Here is an 18,778-nt window from a genome sequence, read left to right as displayed (position 1 = left end):
TATAGTCTCGCAGACCAAAGGGAATTGAGAATGAAACGCGTCGAAATCTACGTCACCAGAACCTGCCCCTTCTGCATCATGGCCAAGCGCCTGTTGGACAAGAAGGGCATCTCCTACGAGGAAACCGATGTCGGCCGCGAGCCGCAACTGCGCGCCGCGATGACCCAGCGCGCGAATGGCCGCCGGACCGTCCCGCAGATCTTCATCGGCGACGAGCCGATCGGCGGCTGCGACGAGCTGCATGCGCTCGAACATTCGGGCAAGCTCGATCAGATGCTGGCGAGCTGACGCGATGAAGGCGGCGCTCGTTCAGCTTTCGGTCACGGATGATCCGGCACAGAACCTGCCGGTCACGCTCGACTTCATCCGCGATGCCGCGTCGAAAGGCGCGCAGCTGATCGCGACGCCGGAATGCACCAATCTGATCTCGTCGGATCGCTCCCATCAGAACGCGGTCCTGCAGCATGAACATCACGACCCGACGCTGGAGGCGCTTTGCAACGAGGCAGAGCGCCTCGGCGTCTATATCCTGATCGGCTCGCTCTGCCTGAAATCCGGAGACGATGCGCGCTTCGCCAATCGCTCCTTCCTGATCGGGCGCAAGGGCAATATCAAAGCTCGCTACGACAAGATCCACATGTTCGACGTGGACGTGTCGGAGACCGAACGCTACCGCGAATCCGAGGCCTATCGCCCCGGGCGCGAGGCGGTTCTGGGCGCGACGAAATACGCCCAGCTCGGCCTGTCGGTCTGCTACGACCTGCGCTTCCCGCATCTTTACCGGACGCTGGCGCAGGCCGGGGCGCAGGTGCTGACGATCCCGGCGGCGTTCAACGACACGACCGGGGCCGCCCATTGGGAGGTTCTGGTGCGTGCCCGCGCGATCGAGAATACCTGCTTCGTGCTGGCGCCCGCGCAATGCGGCACCCATGCCGCGCATGGCGGTCGGCCGCGCCGGACCTGGGGCCATTCGCTGGCGGTCGATCCGTGGGGCAAGGTGCTGGCCGATGGCGGCACCGAGCCCGGCGTGACGCACGTCGACCTCGATCTCGATCAGGTGGACTCGGTGCGCTCGCGCCTGCGTTCCCTGTTCCATGACCGGAGCTTCGACGCGCCGTGAGCACCCCGCCCGAGAACGATCCGCTCGCCGCGACGCTGTTCGCCGAGGTCTTCATGGCCGATCAGCTGGCGCGCAACGTGGTGAGCCGTGCCCTGCCGAAGGGCATGGAAATCTCGCATTTCTCGGTGCTCAACCTGCTGGCCCATATCAACGAAGAGCGCACGCCCGCCCAACTGGCCGAGGCGCTGCATGTGACCCGCGGTGCAATGACCAACACGCTCGCCAAGCTGGAATGGGCGGGGCATGTGCATATCCGGCCCGACTGGGACGACGCGCGGCGCAAATGGGTGTCGCTCTCGCCTTCCGGTCGGCGGGCGCGCGATGCGGCACTGGCCTCTCTGATGCCTATCATCGGGGGGATCGTGCGCGATCTCGGCCCCGATAAGGTCCGCGCCACCCTGCCGGTTCTGCGCGAATTGCGCGCCCGTCTCGGCCAGACCTGAACGCGGCAGGGGCGCTGCCCCTCTGGCCTGCGGCCATTCACCCCGGGATATTTCCGCCAAGCCGAAATCCGGCTCTTTTCTCTTGTTCAAATGTCCCCCGGGGGGCGCGGAGGGGCAGAGCCCCCTTTTCATCATCGGCACAAACGAAAAGACCCCGCCGTTTCGCACGGCGGGGCAAGGCGCGTGCCGAGGAGCGGCCCTCGGCACCGGCGGTAACTTCTAATTCTTGAGAGAGGGTTGAGCCTCAGTTCATCTCGGCGCGGATCTGCTGGCGCAGCAGGTCGATCGGGACCTGTTTGCCATCGCGCTTGAACGTCCAGTAGGTCCAGCCATTGCAGCTCGGCGCACCTTCGAGATGGGCACCGACCTGATGGATCGAGCCTTTCACGTCGTCGCCGATCAGCGTGCCATCGGCGCGGACCTTGGCCTTGTGGCGACCGTTGAGCGAGTAGAGCTCTTCGCCCGGGCGCAGCATCCCGCGCTCGACTAGCTGGCCGAAGGGCACACGCGGCTCGGCGCGTTTCGAGGTGGAAACTTCCAGCGCTTCCTTGTCGAACTTGCGGATCTTGGCGAGGCGCTTCAGCGCGACTTCGCGATACGCTTCTTCGCGCTCGATACCGATGAAATCGCGGCCGAGCATCTTCGCCACGGCGCCGGTCGTGCCGGTGCCGAAGAACGGGTCGAGGATCACGTCGCCGGGATTGGTGGTGCCGACGAGGATACGGTGCAGCAGCGCCTCGGGCTTTTGGGTCGGGTGGGCTTTCTCGCCGTTCGCATCCTTCAGACGCTCGCCGCCATTGCAGATCGGGATCACCCAGTCAGAGCGCATCTGCACCCCTTCATTGAGCGATTTCAGCGCCTCGTAGTTGAAGGTGTATTTCGCGCCTTCGGATTTCGACGCCCAGATCAGCGTCTCATGCGCGTTGGTCAGGCGCTTGCCGCGGAAGTTCGGCATCGGGTTCGACTTGCGCCACACGACGTCGTTGAGAATCCAGAAGCCCTGATTCTGCAGCTCTGCGCCCATGCGGAACACGTTGTGATAGGAGCCGATCACCCACATCGCGCCATTCGGCTTGAGAATGCGGCGTGCAGCCTTCAGCCATTCACGGGTGAAATTGTCGTAATGCGCGAAGGAGCCGAACTGGTCCCACGCGTCATCGACCGCGTCGACCTTGGAATTATCGGGGCGGTGCAGGTCACCGCGCAACTGTAGATTGTAGGGCGGATCGGCGAAGATCAGGTCCACGCTGTCCTCGGGCAGCGAGTTCATCATCTCGATGCAATCACCATCAAGAATTTCGTTCAGGGGCAGTGCATTGCGCACCACCGGAGCTTTCGTCTTTGCCATTTTTAGCCTCTTAACTGCCCGCCTCAGGGCCCAATATCTGGGAGCCGGCTTTGTGCCGATCTATGGCTATAAAAATGAGTCAAAGGCGATTCATCGTCAATTTCTTTTTTGAATCAAGGAGTTACATTATTCGCTTGGCACAAGATATTGTGGACCGGCTTGAAGCTTCGTCTATGAACGGGGGTGACCCCTAAATCTAGAAGCGCCTGCAGATGATCCTTGGTCGGGTAGCCCGCATTCCGCTCCCAGCCGTAGCCCGGATACTGTTGCGCCAAATCCACCATGAGCAAATCGCGGGCCTCTTTCGCGAGGATCGAGGCCGCCGCGATCGACAAGGAGCGGGCATCGCCCTTCACGACCGGCTCGCTGGACAACTTCAGGTCGCGCGGCACGCGGTTGCCGTCGACAAGCACATGGTCGGCGGTGCGGGCCAGCCCTTCGACCGCGCGGCACATCGCGAGATGCGAGGCGTGGTAGATATTGAGTTCGTCGATCTCCTCGACGCTGGCATGGGCCACGCAGAACTCGGCGCAGTCCATGATCTGCGCGGCCAGATCGGCACGGCGCTTCGCGGTGAGCTTCTTCGAGTCGTTGAGCCCTTCGGGAATGCGGGCGGGATCGAGAATGACCGCCGCTGCCGTCACCGGACCGCAAAGCGGACCGCGGCCCACCTCATCCACGCCTGCAACGATTGTCAGGCCGCGCGCGAAGGCGGCTTCTTCGAAAGAGAAATCGGGGTTCTGTGCCATGACTTCGCAATGCCCCGGAACGGCAGGTCTGTTCAATGAAAAAGCGGGGACCCGAGGGCCCCCGCACTGCTCGACGACGCTCTTATGGCGTCTGCCGCATCACTCAACGCCGGCTGAGACGAAACCCGCGATCCTCTAGGCAGTTGCTGCCATAGACTTTCTCGACGCCGTGACGGCCGGTCTTCATCGTGAAGGCGCAATTGGCGGGCAGGCGGCGCTCGGTACGGCGATCGAGGCAGGAGGCGGAGACCACCTCACCCCAGCCGCGGCGGGTCTTCACGCGCTGCACGCATTGCGCGGGCAGGCGGATGCGGTCGCGGCTGTAGCGATCGCGGTACCGGTCGTGGTCGCGGTCGTAACGCTCCTGCGCGCGCTGGCGGCGGGCCTCGGCTTCGCGGCGCTCGCGCTCGCGGCGTTCACGTTCCAGACGACGCTGCCGGTCCTGCCAGCTCTCATAGCGCGGCTGCGCCTTCTTCGCCTTGTGATCCTTCTTGTTCATCCCGTCGAGGATCAGCGCGGCGGCACCGACCCCAAGCAGAATGCTCAGCGCCTGACGGTCCTTCTTGCCCAGCGCGGCGGCGGGCGTCGCGCTGATCGCAACGGAGCCCAGCGCGAGGGCAATGGCGGTGATGGCGGCGGTGGCCTTGGTCTTGAGGCTCATGGCTTCGGTCCTTTCACTCGGCAGCCCGAAGGCCGCATGACGTCGATGAACCGAGATTGGGCCGAGGGGCGAAAGTCAGGCAATAACGCCCCCCTGCTATCGGATAACAGACGGGCCAACCCCCTTTGGCTATTGAATAACACGGGCATTGCGCGCAGCGTGTTCCACATGAAACACGCAGTCCTCATATTGGCGTTTCTCGCCTCTGCCTCGGCCGCGCAGGCCGAGTGCTATGCCGATTACAAGGCCAAGCGCGACAACCCGTTGCAACTGCAATACGGGGTGGCGCAGGTCTCGGACTCGGCCTGTTCGAAACAGGCGGCGGCGCGCGAATTGGCGCCGAAGCTGAAAGCCGATGGGTGGACCTTGCTGACGGTTCTCTCCACATTCGGCGCGGAAGGCTTGGAGCAAAGGAAGGCCAGTGCCGGACAATATTTCCTCCGTTACTGACAGTCTGCGATTGGGCTCGCGCGCAGTCGTGGGCGGCATCGTCGCCGTGGTCGCGATTCTCGCCGTGGCCGCGGTGCTGCTGTTTGCGAACCTGCCGAATGCGGATGCGTTCAATGCGCGGGTCGAGCAAATCTTCGTGCAGAACGACAACCTGACCTCGCAGGCCGAGATCAAGCTGCTGGAGGTGCTGGCGCAGTCGGGCACCGCGTTCTCGGACGTGCTGGCGAATTACCGGGTGATCATCTTCATTCTGCTGATCTTCGCCGCGGCATTGCTAATCGCGACGATCGTATTTTTGCTGCTGCTGATCGCGCTGAACAAGCGCATGACCGAGATTCGCCGCGCCGGGATCGAGGTGCAGTCCTTACGCATCCTGCGGGGCGAAAATGCGGTGATGCTCAACGATATGGGCTTCACGCTGACCCCGGCCGCGATCGAGACGCTGTCGGTGCTGGCCGAGGCGCGGATGGATGACGACATCCTCACCGGCGCGCAGATCGAGGCGATGATCTCGGGCCGCGACGAGGCCGATTGCGACGAGGCGGCGGGGGCCACGCGGATCAAACGGCTGCGCGACAGCCTCGGAAATCAGCTGGTCAGCGAGCTTCTGGTCCGCAACATTTCCCGCAAAGGCTATGCACTTAGCGTGGCCAAGGATGCGATCCGAGTCGACTGATCCGGTTGCGCCACTGTCACATGCGCCCTATATCGCAGGGTCTGTTGACCCGAGGGAGAGCCATGTCCGACACGCCCTTCTACCTGATCGACGAGGCGCGCCTGCGCGAGAACATGCGCAAGATCGAGCGTCTGCGCGAGCGCTCCGGCGCGAAAGCCCTGCTGGCGCTGAAATGTTTCGCGACCTGGTCGGCCTTCGACATCATGAAGCCCTATATGGATGGCACGACCTCCAGCTCGCTATTCGAGCTGCATCTGGGGCGTGAAAAATTCGGCAAGGAAACCCATGCCTATTCGGTCGCCTGGGCGGACGGTGAGATCGACGAAGCCATCGGTTATGCCGACAAGATCATTTTCAACTCGCTGAGCCAGCTGGATCGCTTCGGCGAGAAGGCCGCGCATATCGAGCGTGGCCTGCGCCTGAACCCGCGGTTTTCGACCTCTGGCTTCGATCTCGCGGACCCGGCGCGGCCGTTTTCGCGTCTCGGCGAATGGGATGCCGAGCGGCTGGAGGCGGCGATGGACCGCATCTCGGGCGTGATGATCCACTACAATTGCGAGAACGCCGATTTCGCGCTGTTCGACCATCAGCTTTCGCGGATCGAAGCAGAGTTCGGCGACATCCTAAAGCGTCTGAAGTGGGTCAGCCTCGGCGGCGGCATCCATTTCACCGGCGACGATTACCCGCTCGACGCGCTCGCCGACCGGCTGAAGAAATTCTCCGAGGATTTCGACGTGCAGGTCTATCTCGAGCCCGGCGAGGCCTCGATCACGCAGACCGCCTCGCTCGAGGTGACGGTGCTCGACATTCTCGATAACGGCAAGAAGATCGCCATCGTCGACAGCAGCATCGAGGCGCATATGCTCGACCTGCTGATCTATCGCGAGACCGCCAAACTGCCGCAGCAGGGCGAGTTTGAATACCAGATCGCGGGCAAGACCTGCCTCGCGGGCGATATCTTCGGCGAGGCGCGGTTCGACAAACCGCTCAAAATCGGCGACCGTATCTCGATTGCCGATGCCGCCGGTTACACGATGGTCAAGAAGAACTGGTTCAACGGCGTGGCGATGCCCGCCATCGCCATCCGCCGCGAAGATGGGAACATCGACCGGATTCGCGACTTCACCTATGAGGATTATCGCGCCTCATTGTCCTGAGGGCCCACAAGAGCCCCCTTCCCCTGTCCGCAGAAAAAGGAGACAGCCGAAGTGAAAAAGAACGTGCTCATCATCGGAGCGGGCGGCGTCGCCCAGGTCGTGGCGCATAAATGCGCGCAGAATAACGACATCCTTGGCGATCTGCATATCGCCTCGCGCACCAAATCGAAATGCGATGCCATCATCGACAGCGTGCGCGAAAAGGGCGCGATGAAGGTGGACGGCACGTTCGAGGCGCATGAGGTGGATGCGACCGATTCCGAGGCCGTCGCCGCTCTGATCCGCGAGACCGGCTCCGAGATCGTCATAAACGTGGGCACTGCCTTCGTGAACATGCATGTCCTCGACGGCTGCATCGCGACGGGCGCCGCCTATATCGACACCGCGATCCATGAAGAGCCCGACAAGATCTGCGAAACCCCGCCGTGGTATGCCAATTACGAGTGGAAGAAGCGCGATCTGTGCACCGAGCATGGCGTGACCGCGATCCTCGGCGCAGGCTTCGATCCGGGCGTGGTCAACGCCTATGCGCGCTTCGCCATCGATCAGATGGACGAGGTCAAGTCGATCGACATCGTCGACATCAACGCAGGCTCGCACGGCAAGTATTTCGCAACCAATTTCGATCCCGAGATCAACTTCCGCGAATTCACCGGTGTGGTCTATTACTGGGAAGACCAGCAGTGGAAAGAGACGAGCATGTTCGCCTCGGGCCACAAATGGGATTTGCCCGTCGTCGGCCCGTCGCAGGCCTATCAGTCGGGCCATGACGAGGTGCATTCGCTCGCCACCAACTATCCGCAGGCCGATGTGCGCTTCTGGATGGGCTTCGGCGATCACTACATCAACGTCTTCACCGTGCTGAAGAACCTCGGCCTTCTCTCCGAACAGCCGGTGAAAACCGCGGAAGGCCTGGAAGTCGTGCCTCTGAAAGTGGTGAAGGCCGTGCTGCCCGATCCGTCGAGCCTCGCGCCGAACTATACCGGCAAGACCTGCATCGGCGATCTGGTGAAAGGCACCAAGGACGGCAAGGACGTGGAGTATTTCGTCTATAACGTCGCCGATCACAAAGAGGCCTATGAAGAGGTCGGCTCGCAGGGCATCTCCTACACGGCGGGCGTGCCGCCGGTCGCCGCCGCGATCCTGATCGCGCAGGGCGACTGGGATGCGAAAACGATGAAAAACGTCGAAGAGATGGACCCCAAGCCCTTCTTCACCGAACTCGACCGCATCGGCCTCCCGACCCGCGTGATGGTCGGTGGCCTCAAGGGCGAGGACAAGGCCTGGACCGAGGTTTGAGCGCAACGGCTACGTTGCCTTTATGACACAAAGGTGAGCCGGCTTGACCTAGACGTCATGCCGGCTCTTCCTTTGCAGCCGCAGCAAAGGAAATAAGACCCTGGGATAAGTGAAGTTTTGGGGTTAACGATGAAAAAACTGTTCAGCGCAATCGCAATGATCGCCCTCTCGAGCACGGGTGCGACGGCGGAAGACTGGAACGGCTCCTATGCGGGTGCCGCGATCAGCTACAACAATACCGATCTAACGATCACCGAACCGTTCTCCGGCTCGATCAGCCAAGATGCGAACCGGCTCTCGCTCACCGCGTTCGGCGGCCACAACTGGCAAAAAGGCGCATTCGTATATGGCGTCGAAGGCCGTTTGACGAGCCATGGTGAACGCGAAGAAATGACGAGTGTTCCGGGGCCGGGCGCTTTCGAGAGCGGTCTGGGAACCCATGGTGCGCTCCTGCTCCGCGCCGGCTACGACGCCGGGAATTACATGCCCTTCGTGACGTTCGGCGTCGCTGCAGCGCGCCTTAACACCTACTACCCGGGCGGAGACGTGCATCGGAACGGGACCATCGCGGGGCCGATGGTCGGGGTCGGTGCGGATGCCAAACTCGGCGAGAACCTGTTCCTTCGCGGTTCGGTAGACGCGAGTTTCTACAACGGCAAGACGTTCGAGTATTGCGGCTTCGGTTGCATTCTGGAGCACGACACTCGCAATATCAGCGCGTCGATCGGCGTCGGCTATAAATTCTAAGCCAAAGATTGAGTGAGACTTTGAAACGCGGGCCCACGTGGCCTGCGTTTTCATTTTGGCGATCCCGGCAGGATTCGAACCTGCAACCTGCCCCTTAGGAGGGGGCTGCTCTATCCAGTTGAGCCACGGGACCGCGCTGCGCCTTTGATGCCGCCAAAGAGCTTGTGGCGCAAGTCCATCGCTGCGCTGCAACAGAAAACCGCGCGCATATTCCTATGCCTGCGGGTTGTGCAGAAATTTCAGGATTTCGGGGGAAGGAGAGAAAAGGGAGCGCAAATTGGCCCACTGCGCCCCCTTTCGCATCCCTCGCCGTGACGAATCCGACACTGGCGCGGGTCTGTCCAGGTATCGGGCGGAGATTATCCGACCCTACAACCGTTAACGCTAACATACTTGGCATCATTCGCTTGCGCAAGGGAAATGTTTGGCGCTAACAAGAGGAGAACCTTGAGGAACCGCCCTTGTCTCGCCCTACCGAAACCCGCCGTCCATTGACCCTGCGCGATGTCTCCGAAGCCTCCGGCGTCTCGGAGATGACCGTCAGCCGCGTGCTGCGCAATCGCGGCGATGTCTCTGATGCGACACGCGAAAAGGTCCTGCAGGCCGCGAAAGCGCTTGGCTACGTGCCCAACAAGATCGCGGGCGCGCTGGCCTCGCAGCGGGTGAACCTCGTGGCCGTGATCATCCCGTCGCTGTCGAACCTCGTCTTCCCGAAAGTGCTGTCGAGCGTATCCGACGAGCTCGAGGATACCGGGCTGCAGCCGGTCGTGGGGGTGACGAATTACTCGCCCGAGAAGGAAGAGCAGGTTCTCTACGAGATGCTCTCGTGGCGCCCCTCGGGGGTGATCATCGCGGGGGTCGAACACACGCCCGCCTCGCGCGCGATGCTGCAGAATGCGGGAATTCCGGTGGTCGAGATCATGGATGTCGACGGCGAGGGGATCGACTCGGTCGTGGGGATTTCGCATCGCCGCGCCGGACTGCATATGGCCGAGGCGATCGTCGCCGCGGGCTATCGCAAGATCGGGTTCCTCGGCACGAAAATGCCCGAGGATCACCGGGCGCGCAAACGGCTCGAAGGGTTCAAGGAAGGGCTCGCCAAGGCGGGGATCGAACTGGCGGACACCGAGTTCTACGCGGGCGGATCGGCGCTCGCGAAAGGGCGCGAGATGACGGAGACGATGCTCAAACGCTCGCCCGATCTCGATTTCCTCTATTACTCCAACGACATGATCGGCGCGGGCGGTCTGCTCTGGTGCCTCGATCATGGGATCGACGTGCCGAACAAGATGGGTCTGGCCGGGTTCAACGGGCTGGAGCTGCTCGACGGTCTGTCGGTGCGACTGGCCTCGATGAATGCCTGCCGCGGCGAGATCGGCCGCAAGGCGGCGCAGATCATTTCGGGGCGCTCGCAAAGCGGGATGATCGGCGGCGAAGTGATCGAGCTGGAGCCGACCCTCGATCCGGGCGACACGATCCGCAAAACCTGATCCCAAGGCGGCGGCACAAGCCTCCGTCCTTTAGCGCCGCGCCCCCCAGCTGAGCGACGCGTATTGCCGCGTGTAGAACTCACCCAGAAGGCCGATCATCAGGATCGCGAGCCCGACATAGAGCGGGTATTCCCAGTTCGAGAAATGCGGATTGTAGTTGATGAAGGTGTAGCCCCGCGCCTGATCGATCGTGTGGAACAGCGGGTTCCAGTTGAACAGGATCAGCATCTTGTGCGGCAGATTGTTGGCGAGGAACATCTTGCCCGAGGCGATCATGTTTGCGCGAGTATAGACCTGCTGGATCACGCCGACCACTTCGGGCGCCCAAGGCTTCGCGGCGAGCAGCACGATCCCGATGGCGAGCCCCGTGAACCATGCCAGCAGCACCATTCCGAACGCGCCGACCCAGTCGTAAATCTCGATCGGCTTGAAGGCCGCGTGGTAGATGTAGAGCACCGTCACCATCGACAGCACCTGAATATAAAGCGCGCTCAGCGCCGCCGACGAGATCGAGATCGCGGTGGTCATCGGCGCGTGTTTCATCATCGCCGATGTGGGCCCTTCCGACCCGAAGACCGCGCCCAAAGTCTTGGTGTGGGTCATGTAAAGGAAGATGCCCGTCATGATGTAGAGCAGGAAATCGCCCCGCACCGAGCTCGACCGCATCCCGAGCACGCTGAACATGATGTAGAAAGAAATGACCAGCAGCATCGTCTGAAACATATTCAGCAGCAGACCGATCAGCGCGTTCCCGTGGTTCTTGCGCAGATTGCGCACGGTGGCGTGATAGATCAGCTCCAGCAGGCTGAAGGTCGTGCCGAGCTTGGTCGTTTTCGTCTCTGGTCTGAACATGTCCCTGCCGATTCGGGCGTCGTTGCGGCCCAAGCTAGGTCGGATTGCTTGCTCAACCCTTATCGCCGCATCATAAGGGGGGAGTTGGAGCATAGCAATTGGGCCTTAACAAGGCCGGGAGAGGCGTGACGATGGATTTCGAACATCTGATGCGAGTGATGCGGCGACTGGCGCTCGAAGCAGGCGACAAGATCATGGAGATCTACGATTCGCCGGAATTCGAGGTAAAGTCGAAGTCGGATAACTCCCCGGTGACCGAGGCCGACGAGGCCGCCGACGCGCTGATTTCCGCGGGGCTGCGCGCCGAATTCCCCGATATGCCGCTCGTCACCGAAGAGCAGGCCGCGAGCCATACGCAGGAGGTGTCGACCTTCCTGATCGTCGACCCGCTCGACGGCACGAAGGAATTCGTCAAACGCCGCGGCGATTTCACGGTGAACATCGCCTATGTCGAGAATGGCAAGCCCGTGCGCGGCGTGGTCTACGCCCCCGCCAAGGGACGTCTGTTCTACACGCTGGCCGAGGGCCGCGCGGTCGAAGAGGACGGCCCCTTCGACAAGGAACGCCCCGGCAAGCAGCATCCGATCACCGTTTCGATGCCCGACAATCGCGGGCTGATGGTGGTGGCGTCGAAATCGCACCGCGATCAGGCGACCGACGATTACATCGGCAAATACGCGGTGAAGGACATGGCCTCGGCCGGGTCGTCGCTGAAATTCTGCCTTGTCGCGACCGGCGAGGCCGATCTCTATCCGCGTCTCGGGCGCACGATGGAATGGGACACCGCAGCCGGTGACGCGGTTCTGCGCGGCGCGGGCGGCGAGATGATCCGTTTCGACGATCACGCGCCCTTCACCTATGGCAAGCCGGGCTTCGAGAACCCGTTCTTCATCGCCTACGCCCCCGGCGTTCTGCTGGTGAAGTAATGTCGGTCCTCATCGTCATCCCAGCGCGCTACGCGTCGAGCCGTTATCCCGGCAAACCGCTGGTCGAACTGACCGGCGCCACGGGCGAGAAAAAGACCCTGATCCAGCGCAGCTGGGAGGCGGCGACGCAAGTCGGCGGCGTCGACCGTGTCGTGGTGGCGACCGATGACGACCGCATCCGCGAGGCCTGCGAAGCCTTCGGCGCCGAGGTGGTGATGACCTCCGAGAGCTGCCGCAACGGGACCGAGCGCTGCGCCGAAGCGGCGGCGACCCTTGGCGGCGGTTTCGACATCGTCGTGAACCTGCAAGGCGATGCGCCGCTGACGCCCGCCTGGTTCATTGAGGATCTCGTTGCAGGTCTGCGTGCCAATGACTGGGCCGAGCTGGCCACCCCGGTGCTGCGCTGTGAAGGCGCGATGCTCAACAGCCTGCTGGAAGATCGCCAGAACGGGCGCGTCGGCGGCACCACGGCGGTGTTCGGCGCCGGCAATCGCGGGCTCTATTTCTCGAAAGAGGTCATTCCCTTCACCTCCGAGACCTACGCGGACGAAGCCCCCACCCCGGTGTTCCACCACGTCGGCGTCTATGCCTACCGCCCGGACACGCTGGCGGCCTATGCGGGCTGGCCTATCGGACCTCTGGAGACGCTCGAAGGGCTGGAGCAGCTGCGCTTTCTGGAGAACGGTCGCGCGGTGCTCTGCACAGAGGTCGAGTCGCGCGGACGGCAGTTCTGGGAGCTCAACAATCCGTCCGATGTGGCCCGGATCGAATCCATGATGCTGCAGATGCAGCTTCCCTGAACGCACGCAATTTCTCGCCGATTGCACGTAAACTGCGGTTTTTCACGGCATTGCACGAAACAATTTTCGCATTTGCAGCATTTCTTCCCACGGGAGTGTTCAACGCCAAAACCGGTCCCTTGTTGGATCACGGCTTTGGGGACACAATGAACCAACTTTTGACGATTTAATCGTAGCAACCCTATAGGTGACGAATGAAAAGCAAGGTGACGAAGGCGATCTTCCCGGTGGCCGGCCTCGGAACCCGCTTCCTCCCCGCGACGAAGTCGATCCCGAAAGAGATCCTCACGTTGGTGGACCGCCCGCTTATCCAATACGCCATCGACGAGGCGCGTGCGGCGGGTATCGAGGAGTTCATCTTCGTCACCTCGCGCGGCAAATCGGCACTCGAGGATTATTTCGACAACGCCCCCGAACTGGAAAGCGCGCTGGCGCAGAAGGGCAAGACCGAGATCCTCGAAGAGCTGCAGCAGACCAATATGGACAGCGGCGCAATCGCCTATGTCCGCCAGAACCAGCCGCTGGGTCTGGGTCATGCGGTCTGGTGCGCGCGCCGCATGGTGCATGACGAAGCCTTCGCCGTGATCCTGACCGATGACGTCATTGCCGCCGACAAACCCTGTCTGCAGCAGATGATGGAAGCCTATAACGAGACCGGCGGAAACTATGTCGCGGCGATGGAAGTCCCCGCCGACAAGACCGCCTCCTACGGTGTTCTGGATGTCGGCCCGGGCGACGGCCCGCGTCTGCCCGTCAACGGCATGGTCGAGAAGCCCAAGCCTGAGGACGCACCCTCGAACCTCGCGGTGATCGGGCGCTACATCCTCACTCCGCGGATCATGTGGAACCTCGATGCGCGTAAGGCGGGGGCCGGCGGTGAGATTCAGCTGACCGACGCGATCGCGCAGGAAATCCACGGCGGCAACTCGGTCTACGCCTATCGCTTCGACGGGCAGCGCTACGATTGCGGCTCGAAGGCGGGCTTCCTGCAGGCAACGGTGGCCTTCGGCCTCCAGCGTCCCGATTTGAAGGATGAGTTCGGCGAGTATCTCTCCGATCTCTCCGCGATGCGGCAGGCTGCCGAGTAAGCAATGAAGCATGTGTTGGTAACGGGTGGTGCGGGCTATATCGGCTCGCACGCCTGCAAAGCGCTAGCAGCGGCGGGATATGTCCCGGTCTGTTTCGACAATTTCTCGACCGGCTGGAAAGAAGCGGTGAAATTCGGCCCCGCCGAGGAGGGCGATCTGGCCGATCGTGCCCGCCTCAACGAGGTCTTCGCGAAGTATCAGCCCATCGCGGTGATGCATTTCGCGGCGCTGAGCCTTGTCGGCGAGTCGATGCAGAACCCGTCGAAATACTGGCGCACCAACGTGAATTGCGCGCTGAACCTGATCGAGGCGGCCGTCGATGCGGGCTGCCTCAACTTCGTCTTCTCCTCGACCTGCGCGACCTATGGCGATCAGGACGGGGTGGTGCTGAACGAGGACACCGAACAGCGCCCGATCAATGCCTATGGCGGCTCGAAACGCGCCATCGAAGACATGCTGCGCGATTTCGGCGCGAGCCACGGGCTGAACTCGGTGATCTTCCGCTATTTCAACGTGGCGGGCGCCGACCCCGACGCGGAAGTCGGCGAGCAGCATATCCCCGAGACGCATCTCATTCCGCTGATGCTGGATGCGATCGCGGGCAAACGCCCGGCGCTCACCGTGTTCGGCTCGGATTACGCGACGCGCGACGGCACCTGCATCCGCGATTACGTCCATGTCTCCGATCTGGTGGATGCGCATGTTCTGGGTCTGAAATGGCTCGAGGACGGCAAGACGTCGCGGGTCTTCTGCCTTGGCTCGGGCAACGGGTTCTCGGTGCGCGAAGTGATCGACGCCTCGCGCGCGGTGACCAATCGCGACGTTCCGATTGTCGAGGGGGACCGTCGTCCCGGCGATGCGGCGGCGCTGGTGTCGGGCTCGAAACGGGCGACCGAGGAGCTTGGCTGGCAGCCGAAGCGGTCGGACCTTTCCACCATGATTTCCGATGCATGGCGTTGGCATCAGGCGGCAGAGTATGAATACTGACCCCGAGGTAGGGTCAGGAGAATGAATGCCATCGCGCCGTGAGCTTTGGGAGGGCTACAGGCTGCGCCTCAAGCGCAAGCATTTCCTGTGGCGCGCCCTGCGCAAACGGCATCAGCTTGATCGCGTCACCAACCGCACGGGCAAGATAAAGCCCGGTGCGATCCTCGCCTTCGCGGTGATGCGCAACGAGGCGCGGCGGCTGCCCTTTTTCCTCAAGCATTACCGCAAGCTCGGCGTGGATCACTTCCTGATCGTCGACAATGGCAGCACGGATGACACCGCCGCGCTCTTGGCCGAGGCGCGCGATGTCTCGCTCTGGCAGACGTCGGACAGTTACCGGGCCTCGCGCTTCGGGCTCGATTGGGTGACATGGCTGATGCTGCGCTACGGGCACGATCACTGGTGCCTGACCGTCGATGCGGATGAGCTGCTGATCTACCCCTATCACGACAGCCGCCCCCTGCCAGCGCTGACCGACTGGCTCGACCGGTCGGGGCAATGCAGCTTCCCGGCCATGATGCTCGACCTCTACCCGAAAGGGCCGCTGGGCGCGCAGCGCTATGAGGCAGGGCAGGACCCGTGCAAGATCCTGAGCTGGTTCGACGCCGGGAATTACATGACCACCCGGCAGGACCGGACCGATGCGCTATGGATCCAAGGCGGGCCACGGGCGCGGGCGTTTTTCCCCGATAGCCCGCGCCAATCGCCGACCCTGTCGAAGATCCCGCTGGTGCGCTGGCACCGGCGGTGGGCCTATCTGAACTCGACCCATGCGCTGCTGCCGCGCCACCTGAACCAGACCTACGACACGGAAGGCGGCGAGGCGATTTCGGGGCTGCTGCTGCACACGAAGTTTCTCGACGAGATCGTGGACAAGTCGAAGGAGGAGAAATCGCGCGGCGAGCATTTCGGCCAGCCCGCGGAATTCGACCAGTATTACGACGCGCTGGCCGCCGATCCGGAGCTCTGGGCGCCACATTCGACGCGACTCGGCGACTGGCGGCAATTGGAGGCGCAGGGGCTGATGTCGCGCGGCGGATGGATGTGAATTTGTTGACTTGGGGGCAACATTGCTGACGCAAGCGTTAGGCGTGGCCTTCTCACCAGCGAGCAAACCGGGTAAGTATCGGAAGATATTGATAAGCCGTTGAAAACTTGCCGATTTGAACAGGGCGACCTTTAACGATTTGAGAACTACGATGCGAGTAGCAAGGGACCAGTGCGGCACGAAATGACCGCGACGTCGGAGAGGGACGGCAATTGGGACTGAGAGAGATCGCCAGGCTGCGCCGTAAACGCAGAATTCGGCAGATTCGGGCTTTCCGCAAAAGCCGCGAACTCTCTCTCTATTCCGACCGCACCGGCAACATCCGCCCCGAGGATATCCTCGTCTTCGTCACCGCCCGTAACGAACGCATCCGCCTGCCCTATTTCCTGCGCTACTACCGCGAGATGGGCGTCGGGCACTTCCTGTTTGTCGACAATGGCAGCGACGATGGCAGCGCCGAGTATCTCGCCCAGCAGGAGGATTGCTCGGTCTGGCGTACGGAGGCCTCCTACAAGGCGTCGAATTTCGGCATCGACTGGATGAACTGGCTGCTGCGCAAATACGGCACCGGGCATTGGACGCTGACGCTCGATCCGGATGAATTCTTCGTCTACCCGTTCTGCGACACGCGGCCCATTCAGGCGCTGACCGATTGGCTCGACACCTATGGCATCCGGTCTTTCCCGGCGATGCTGCTCGATATGTATCCGAAAGGGCCGATCGACGCGCAGCCCTATCGCGAGGGGCAGAACCCGTTCGATCTGGCCTGCTGGTTCGATGCGGGCAATTACATGATCTCGCAGAATTCCGAGACCAACAATCTGTGGATTCAAGGCGGACCGCGGGCGCGCATCTTCTTTCCCGACGCGCCCAAGAAGGCCCCCTCGCTCAACAAGATCCCGCTGGTCAAATGGGAGCGCGGGAACGTCTATATCTCCTCGACCCATATGCTGCTGCCGCGCGGCCTGAACCAGGTCTATGACACGATCGGCGGCGAGATGGTCTCGGGCTGCCTGCTGCATGCGAAGTTCCTCTCGCCGCTCGCCGACAAGGTCGAAGAGGAGTTGGAGCGCAAGCAGCATTACGCGGGATCGCGCGAATATCACGCCTATGCCCGCACGATCTCAAAAGAGCCCGATTTGTGGTGCAAATGGTCGGAGAAATATATCAACTGGCGCCAGCTCGAGATCCTCGGGCTGATGTCGAAGGGCAATTGGGCGTGAGGAAACAAGGCGCGTGACAGTCGGATTCATCATGATGTGCCACACCGCGCTCGACCGGGCCGCGCAGGTTGCGCGGTTCTGGTCGGAGGGCGGGTCGCCCGTGGTGATCCATGTCGATGCCCGCGTGACCGCGCATGACTATAACGGCTTCAAGAAGATGCTCTCCGATCTGGAGAATGTCTCCTTCTCGCGGCGCTACAAATGCAATTGGGGCACGTGGTCGCTGGTCGCCGCCAGCCAAGCCGCGGCCGAACAGATGCTGGCGCTGCACGACGACGTGCGCCACGTCTATCTGGCGTCGGGCTCCTGCCTGCCGCTGCGCCCGCTGCACGAGCTGACCGACTATCTCGACGCGCGGCCCTATACCGATTTCATCGAGAGCGTGACCACCACGGAGGTCGGCTGGACCGTCGGCGGGATCGACATCGAACGCTTCACGCTGCGCTTCCCGTTTTCATGGAAGAAGCAGCGGCGGATGTTCGACCGCTATGTCGAGTTCCAGCGCCGCGTCGGCTTCAAACGGCGCATCCCCGACGGGCTGGTGCCGCATCTGGGCAGCCAATGGTGGTGCCTGACGCGCCAGACCCTTTCGGCCATTCTGGAAGACCCCGATCGCGCGCTTTACGACCGCTATTTCAAGCGCGTCTGGATCCCGGATGAGAGCTATTTCCAGACCCTCGCAAGGCTCTATTCCACCTCGATCGAGAGCCGCTCGCTGACGCTGACCAAGTTCGATTTTCAGGGCAAGCCGCATATCTTCTACGACGATCACCTGCAGCTTCTGCGGCGCTCGGATTGCTTCGTGGCGCGGAAAATCTGGCCCAAGGCGGATAAGCTCTATCGGACTTTCCTCGACAAAAGCCCCGGGCGGTCTGTCATGGCGGAGCCGAACCCGGCCAAGATCGACCGGCTGTTTTCCAAGTCGATCGAGCGCCGCACGCGCGGACGACCGGGCCTCTACATGCAAAGCCGTTTTCCCAAGAAAGACCACGAGAACGGCAAGACCTCGGCACCCTATTCGATCTTCCACGGCTTCTCGGATCTCTTCGAGAATTTCGACGGCTGGCTCGCGAAATACGTGGGGGCGCGGGTGCATGGCCATCTCTACGCGCCCGAGCGCGCCGAGTTCGCGGGCAACGAGCGGATGTTCAACGGCTGCCTGACCGACGACGCGGCGCTGCGCGACTACAACCCGCGTGCTTTTCTCACGAACCTGATCTGGAACTCGCGCGGCGAACGTCAGTGCTACATGTTCTCGCCGCGCGACAATCAGGCGAATAACTGGTTCACCGCGACCGATCCGAATGCGCAAATCTCGGTCATCACCGGCGCCTGGGCGCTGCCGCTGTCGCGCAAGAACGAGAATTTCGCGACGATCCGGCGCGAGGCCGCGATGCTGCAGAAACGCGAGCTGGAGCATCTGGAGATTCTGCGCTCGATGTATGTGAAGGCGCGCGTGCGGATCTGGACCGTCGCGGATTTCATCGAGAACCCGATGGAGCCCCTGCAGACCATCATCGACGAGATCAGCCCCCGCGCCACCCGTCGCCTGACCGAAGCGCCGCAGATGGTCGATCTGTCGGGGTTCAACCAATTCCTGCAAAATCTCAAGAACCAGGGGATGCAGCCGCTCGTGATGGGGGATTTCCCGCTCGAGCAAAGCGGGAAGCGCGACGCCGCCACCCGCCGCGGTCGCCCCTATCTGGTGAAATAA

The 18,778-nt window shown here is 62.2% G+C and carries 20 protein-coding genes and 1 tRNA gene; 16 read left to right on the top strand and 5 right to left on the bottom strand.

The features are described from left to right. The first annotated feature begins 30 nt into the window (after nt 1-30). The 3 genes from grxC to AC2TZ7_RS03390 are packed head-to-tail and all read left to right on the top strand — an operon-like array spanning nt 31 to nt 1,563. Nucleotides 31-288 (top strand): glutaredoxin 3, encoded by a 258-nt coding sequence (gene grxC, locus AC2TZ7_RS03400; RefSeq protein WP_078550954.1) that lies wholly within the window; start codon nt 31-33, stop codon nt 286-288. A gap of 4 nt (nt 289-292) precedes the next feature. Then, a complete protein-coding gene (locus tag AC2TZ7_RS03395) occupies nt 293-1,120 on the top strand; it encodes a carbon-nitrogen hydrolase family protein (RefSeq protein WP_489865891.1) in 828 nt (275 codons plus the stop codon). Nucleotides 1,121-1,173: 53 nt separating this feature from the next. Next, nucleotides 1,174-1,563: a MarR family winged helix-turn-helix transcriptional regulator gene (locus AC2TZ7_RS03390; protein ID WP_489866781.1), complete on the top strand. Its 390-nt coding sequence runs from the start codon at nt 1,174-1,176 to the stop codon at nt 1,561-1,563. A 244-nt stretch (nt 1,564-1,807) separates the two neighbouring features. Here the strand turns inward: AC2TZ7_RS03390 and AC2TZ7_RS03385 are convergent, their stop codons facing one another. The 3 genes from AC2TZ7_RS03385 to AC2TZ7_RS03375 form a co-directional block, all read right to left on the bottom strand. Continuing rightward, nucleotides 1,808-2,911: a site-specific DNA-methyltransferase gene (locus AC2TZ7_RS03385; protein WP_098409599.1), complete on the bottom strand. Its 1,104-nt coding sequence runs from the start codon at nt 2,909-2,911 to the stop codon at nt 1,808-1,810. A gap of 113 nt (nt 2,912-3,024) precedes the next feature. Continuing rightward, nucleotides 3,025-3,660 carry a ribonuclease HII gene (gene rnhB / locus AC2TZ7_RS03380; RefSeq protein ID WP_098409598.1) on the bottom strand — a complete coding sequence of 212 codons (636 nt, stop codon included), beginning with the start codon at nt 3,658-3,660 and terminating at the stop codon, nt 3,025-3,027. 103 nt (nt 3,661-3,763) lie between these two features. Then, nucleotides 3,764-4,321 (bottom strand): hypothetical protein, encoded by a 558-nt coding sequence (locus tag AC2TZ7_RS03375; RefSeq protein WP_489865890.1) that lies wholly within the window; start codon nt 4,319-4,321, stop codon nt 3,764-3,766. Between the two features lie 168 nt (nt 4,322-4,489). On the opposite strand from AC2TZ7_RS03375, the gene AC2TZ7_RS03370 reads away from it, so the two are divergent. The 5 genes from AC2TZ7_RS03370 to AC2TZ7_RS03350 all read left to right on the top strand — a co-directional run bounded on the left by AC2TZ7_RS03370 (nt 4,490) and on the right by AC2TZ7_RS03350 (nt 8,650). Further along, a complete protein-coding gene (locus tag AC2TZ7_RS03370; RefSeq protein ID WP_098412385.1) occupies nt 4,490-4,771 on the top strand; it encodes a hypothetical protein in 282 nt (93 codons plus the stop codon). Next, entirely contained in the window at nt 4,743-5,447 is a 705-nt protein-coding gene (locus AC2TZ7_RS03365) for a helix-turn-helix domain-containing protein (protein WP_098409595.1), read from the top strand. The genes AC2TZ7_RS03370 and AC2TZ7_RS03365 overlap by 29 nt, the downstream gene beginning before the upstream one ends. Nucleotides 5,448-5,509: 62 nt before the next feature. Then, the gene (gene nspC / locus AC2TZ7_RS03360; RefSeq protein WP_489865889.1) at nt 5,510-6,604 is read left to right on the top strand and encodes a carboxynorspermidine decarboxylase; all 1,095 of its coding nucleotides are present in this window, start codon (nt 5,510-5,512) and stop codon (nt 6,602-6,604) included. 51 nt (nt 6,605-6,655) lie between these two features. Beyond that, nucleotides 6,656-7,903 (top strand): saccharopine dehydrogenase family protein, encoded by a 1,248-nt coding sequence (locus tag AC2TZ7_RS03355; protein ID WP_489865888.1) that lies wholly within the window; start codon nt 6,656-6,658, stop codon nt 7,901-7,903. Between the two features lie 129 nt (nt 7,904-8,032). Continuing rightward, nucleotides 8,033-8,650 carry an outer membrane protein gene (locus AC2TZ7_RS03350; RefSeq protein WP_489865887.1) on the top strand — a complete coding sequence of 206 codons (618 nt, stop codon included), beginning with the start codon at nt 8,033-8,035 and terminating at the stop codon, nt 8,648-8,650. A gap of 56 nt (nt 8,651-8,706) precedes the next feature. Here the strand turns inward: AC2TZ7_RS03350 and AC2TZ7_RS03345 are convergent. After that, nucleotides 8,707-8,783 (bottom strand) — tRNA-Arg (locus tag AC2TZ7_RS03345). A gap of 328 nt (nt 8,784-9,111) precedes the next feature. Here AC2TZ7_RS03345 and AC2TZ7_RS03340 point away from each other — a divergent pair. Next, entirely contained in the window at nt 9,112-10,140 is a 1,029-nt protein-coding gene (locus AC2TZ7_RS03340) for a LacI family DNA-binding transcriptional regulator (RefSeq protein ID WP_489865886.1), read from the top strand. A 30-nt stretch (nt 10,141-10,170) separates the two neighbouring features. On the opposite strand, the gene AC2TZ7_RS03335 is transcribed toward AC2TZ7_RS03340, so the two are convergent. After that, nucleotides 10,171-10,992: an ABC transporter permease gene (locus tag AC2TZ7_RS03335; RefSeq protein WP_098409589.1), complete on the bottom strand. Its 822-nt coding sequence runs from the start codon at nt 10,990-10,992 to the stop codon at nt 10,171-10,173. Between the two features lie 131 nt (nt 10,993-11,123). Here AC2TZ7_RS03335 and cysQ point away from each other — a divergent pair, with 131 nt between their 5' ends. The 7 genes from cysQ to AC2TZ7_RS03300 all read left to right on the top strand — a co-directional run bounded on the left by cysQ (nt 11,124) and on the right by AC2TZ7_RS03300 (nt 18,778). Next, nucleotides 11,124-11,918, top strand: coding sequence for a 3'(2'),5'-bisphosphate nucleotidase CysQ (cysQ, locus tag AC2TZ7_RS03330; RefSeq protein WP_489865885.1), 795 nt, complete (start codon nt 11,124-11,126; stop codon nt 11,916-11,918). After that, on the top strand, nt 11,918-12,718 hold the full coding sequence (locus AC2TZ7_RS03325; RefSeq protein WP_489865884.1) for a 3-deoxy-manno-octulosonate cytidylyltransferase: 801 nt from the start codon (nt 11,918-11,920) through the stop codon (nt 12,716-12,718). Before cysQ ends, AC2TZ7_RS03325 begins: the two co-directional genes overlap by 1 nt. Nucleotides 12,719-12,912: 194 nt before the next feature. After that, on the top strand, nt 12,913-13,806 hold the full coding sequence (gene galU, locus AC2TZ7_RS03320; RefSeq protein WP_098409585.1) for a UTP--glucose-1-phosphate uridylyltransferase GalU: 894 nt from the start codon (nt 12,913-12,915) through the stop codon (nt 13,804-13,806). Between the two features lie 3 nt (nt 13,807-13,809). Beyond that, complete coding sequence (gene galE / locus AC2TZ7_RS03315; RefSeq protein WP_489865883.1) at nt 13,810-14,793, top strand: UDP-glucose 4-epimerase GalE; 984 nt, start codon at nt 13,810-13,812, stop codon at nt 14,791-14,793. 25 nt (nt 14,794-14,818) lie between these two features. After that, the gene (locus AC2TZ7_RS03310) at nt 14,819-15,841 is read left to right on the top strand and encodes a glycosyltransferase family 2 protein (RefSeq protein ID WP_489865882.1); all 1,023 of its coding nucleotides are present in this window, start codon (nt 14,819-14,821) and stop codon (nt 15,839-15,841) included. 212 nt (nt 15,842-16,053) lie between these two features. After that, nucleotides 16,054-17,064: a glycosyltransferase family 2 protein gene (locus tag AC2TZ7_RS03305; RefSeq protein ID WP_489865881.1), complete on the top strand. Its 1,011-nt coding sequence runs from the start codon at nt 16,054-16,056 to the stop codon at nt 17,062-17,064. Nucleotides 17,065-17,077: 13 nt separating this feature from the next. Further along, nucleotides 17,078-18,778, top strand: a complete 1,701-nt coding sequence (locus tag AC2TZ7_RS03300; RefSeq protein ID WP_489865880.1) for a DUF5927 domain-containing protein — start codon at nt 17,078-17,080, stop codon at nt 18,776-18,778.

This window comes from Thioclava sp. ISO4 (genome assembly GCF_058105145.1).
The sequence above is the reverse complement of the archived record's forward strand: the minus strand, read 5'-3'. Positions and strand labels throughout refer to the sequence as shown.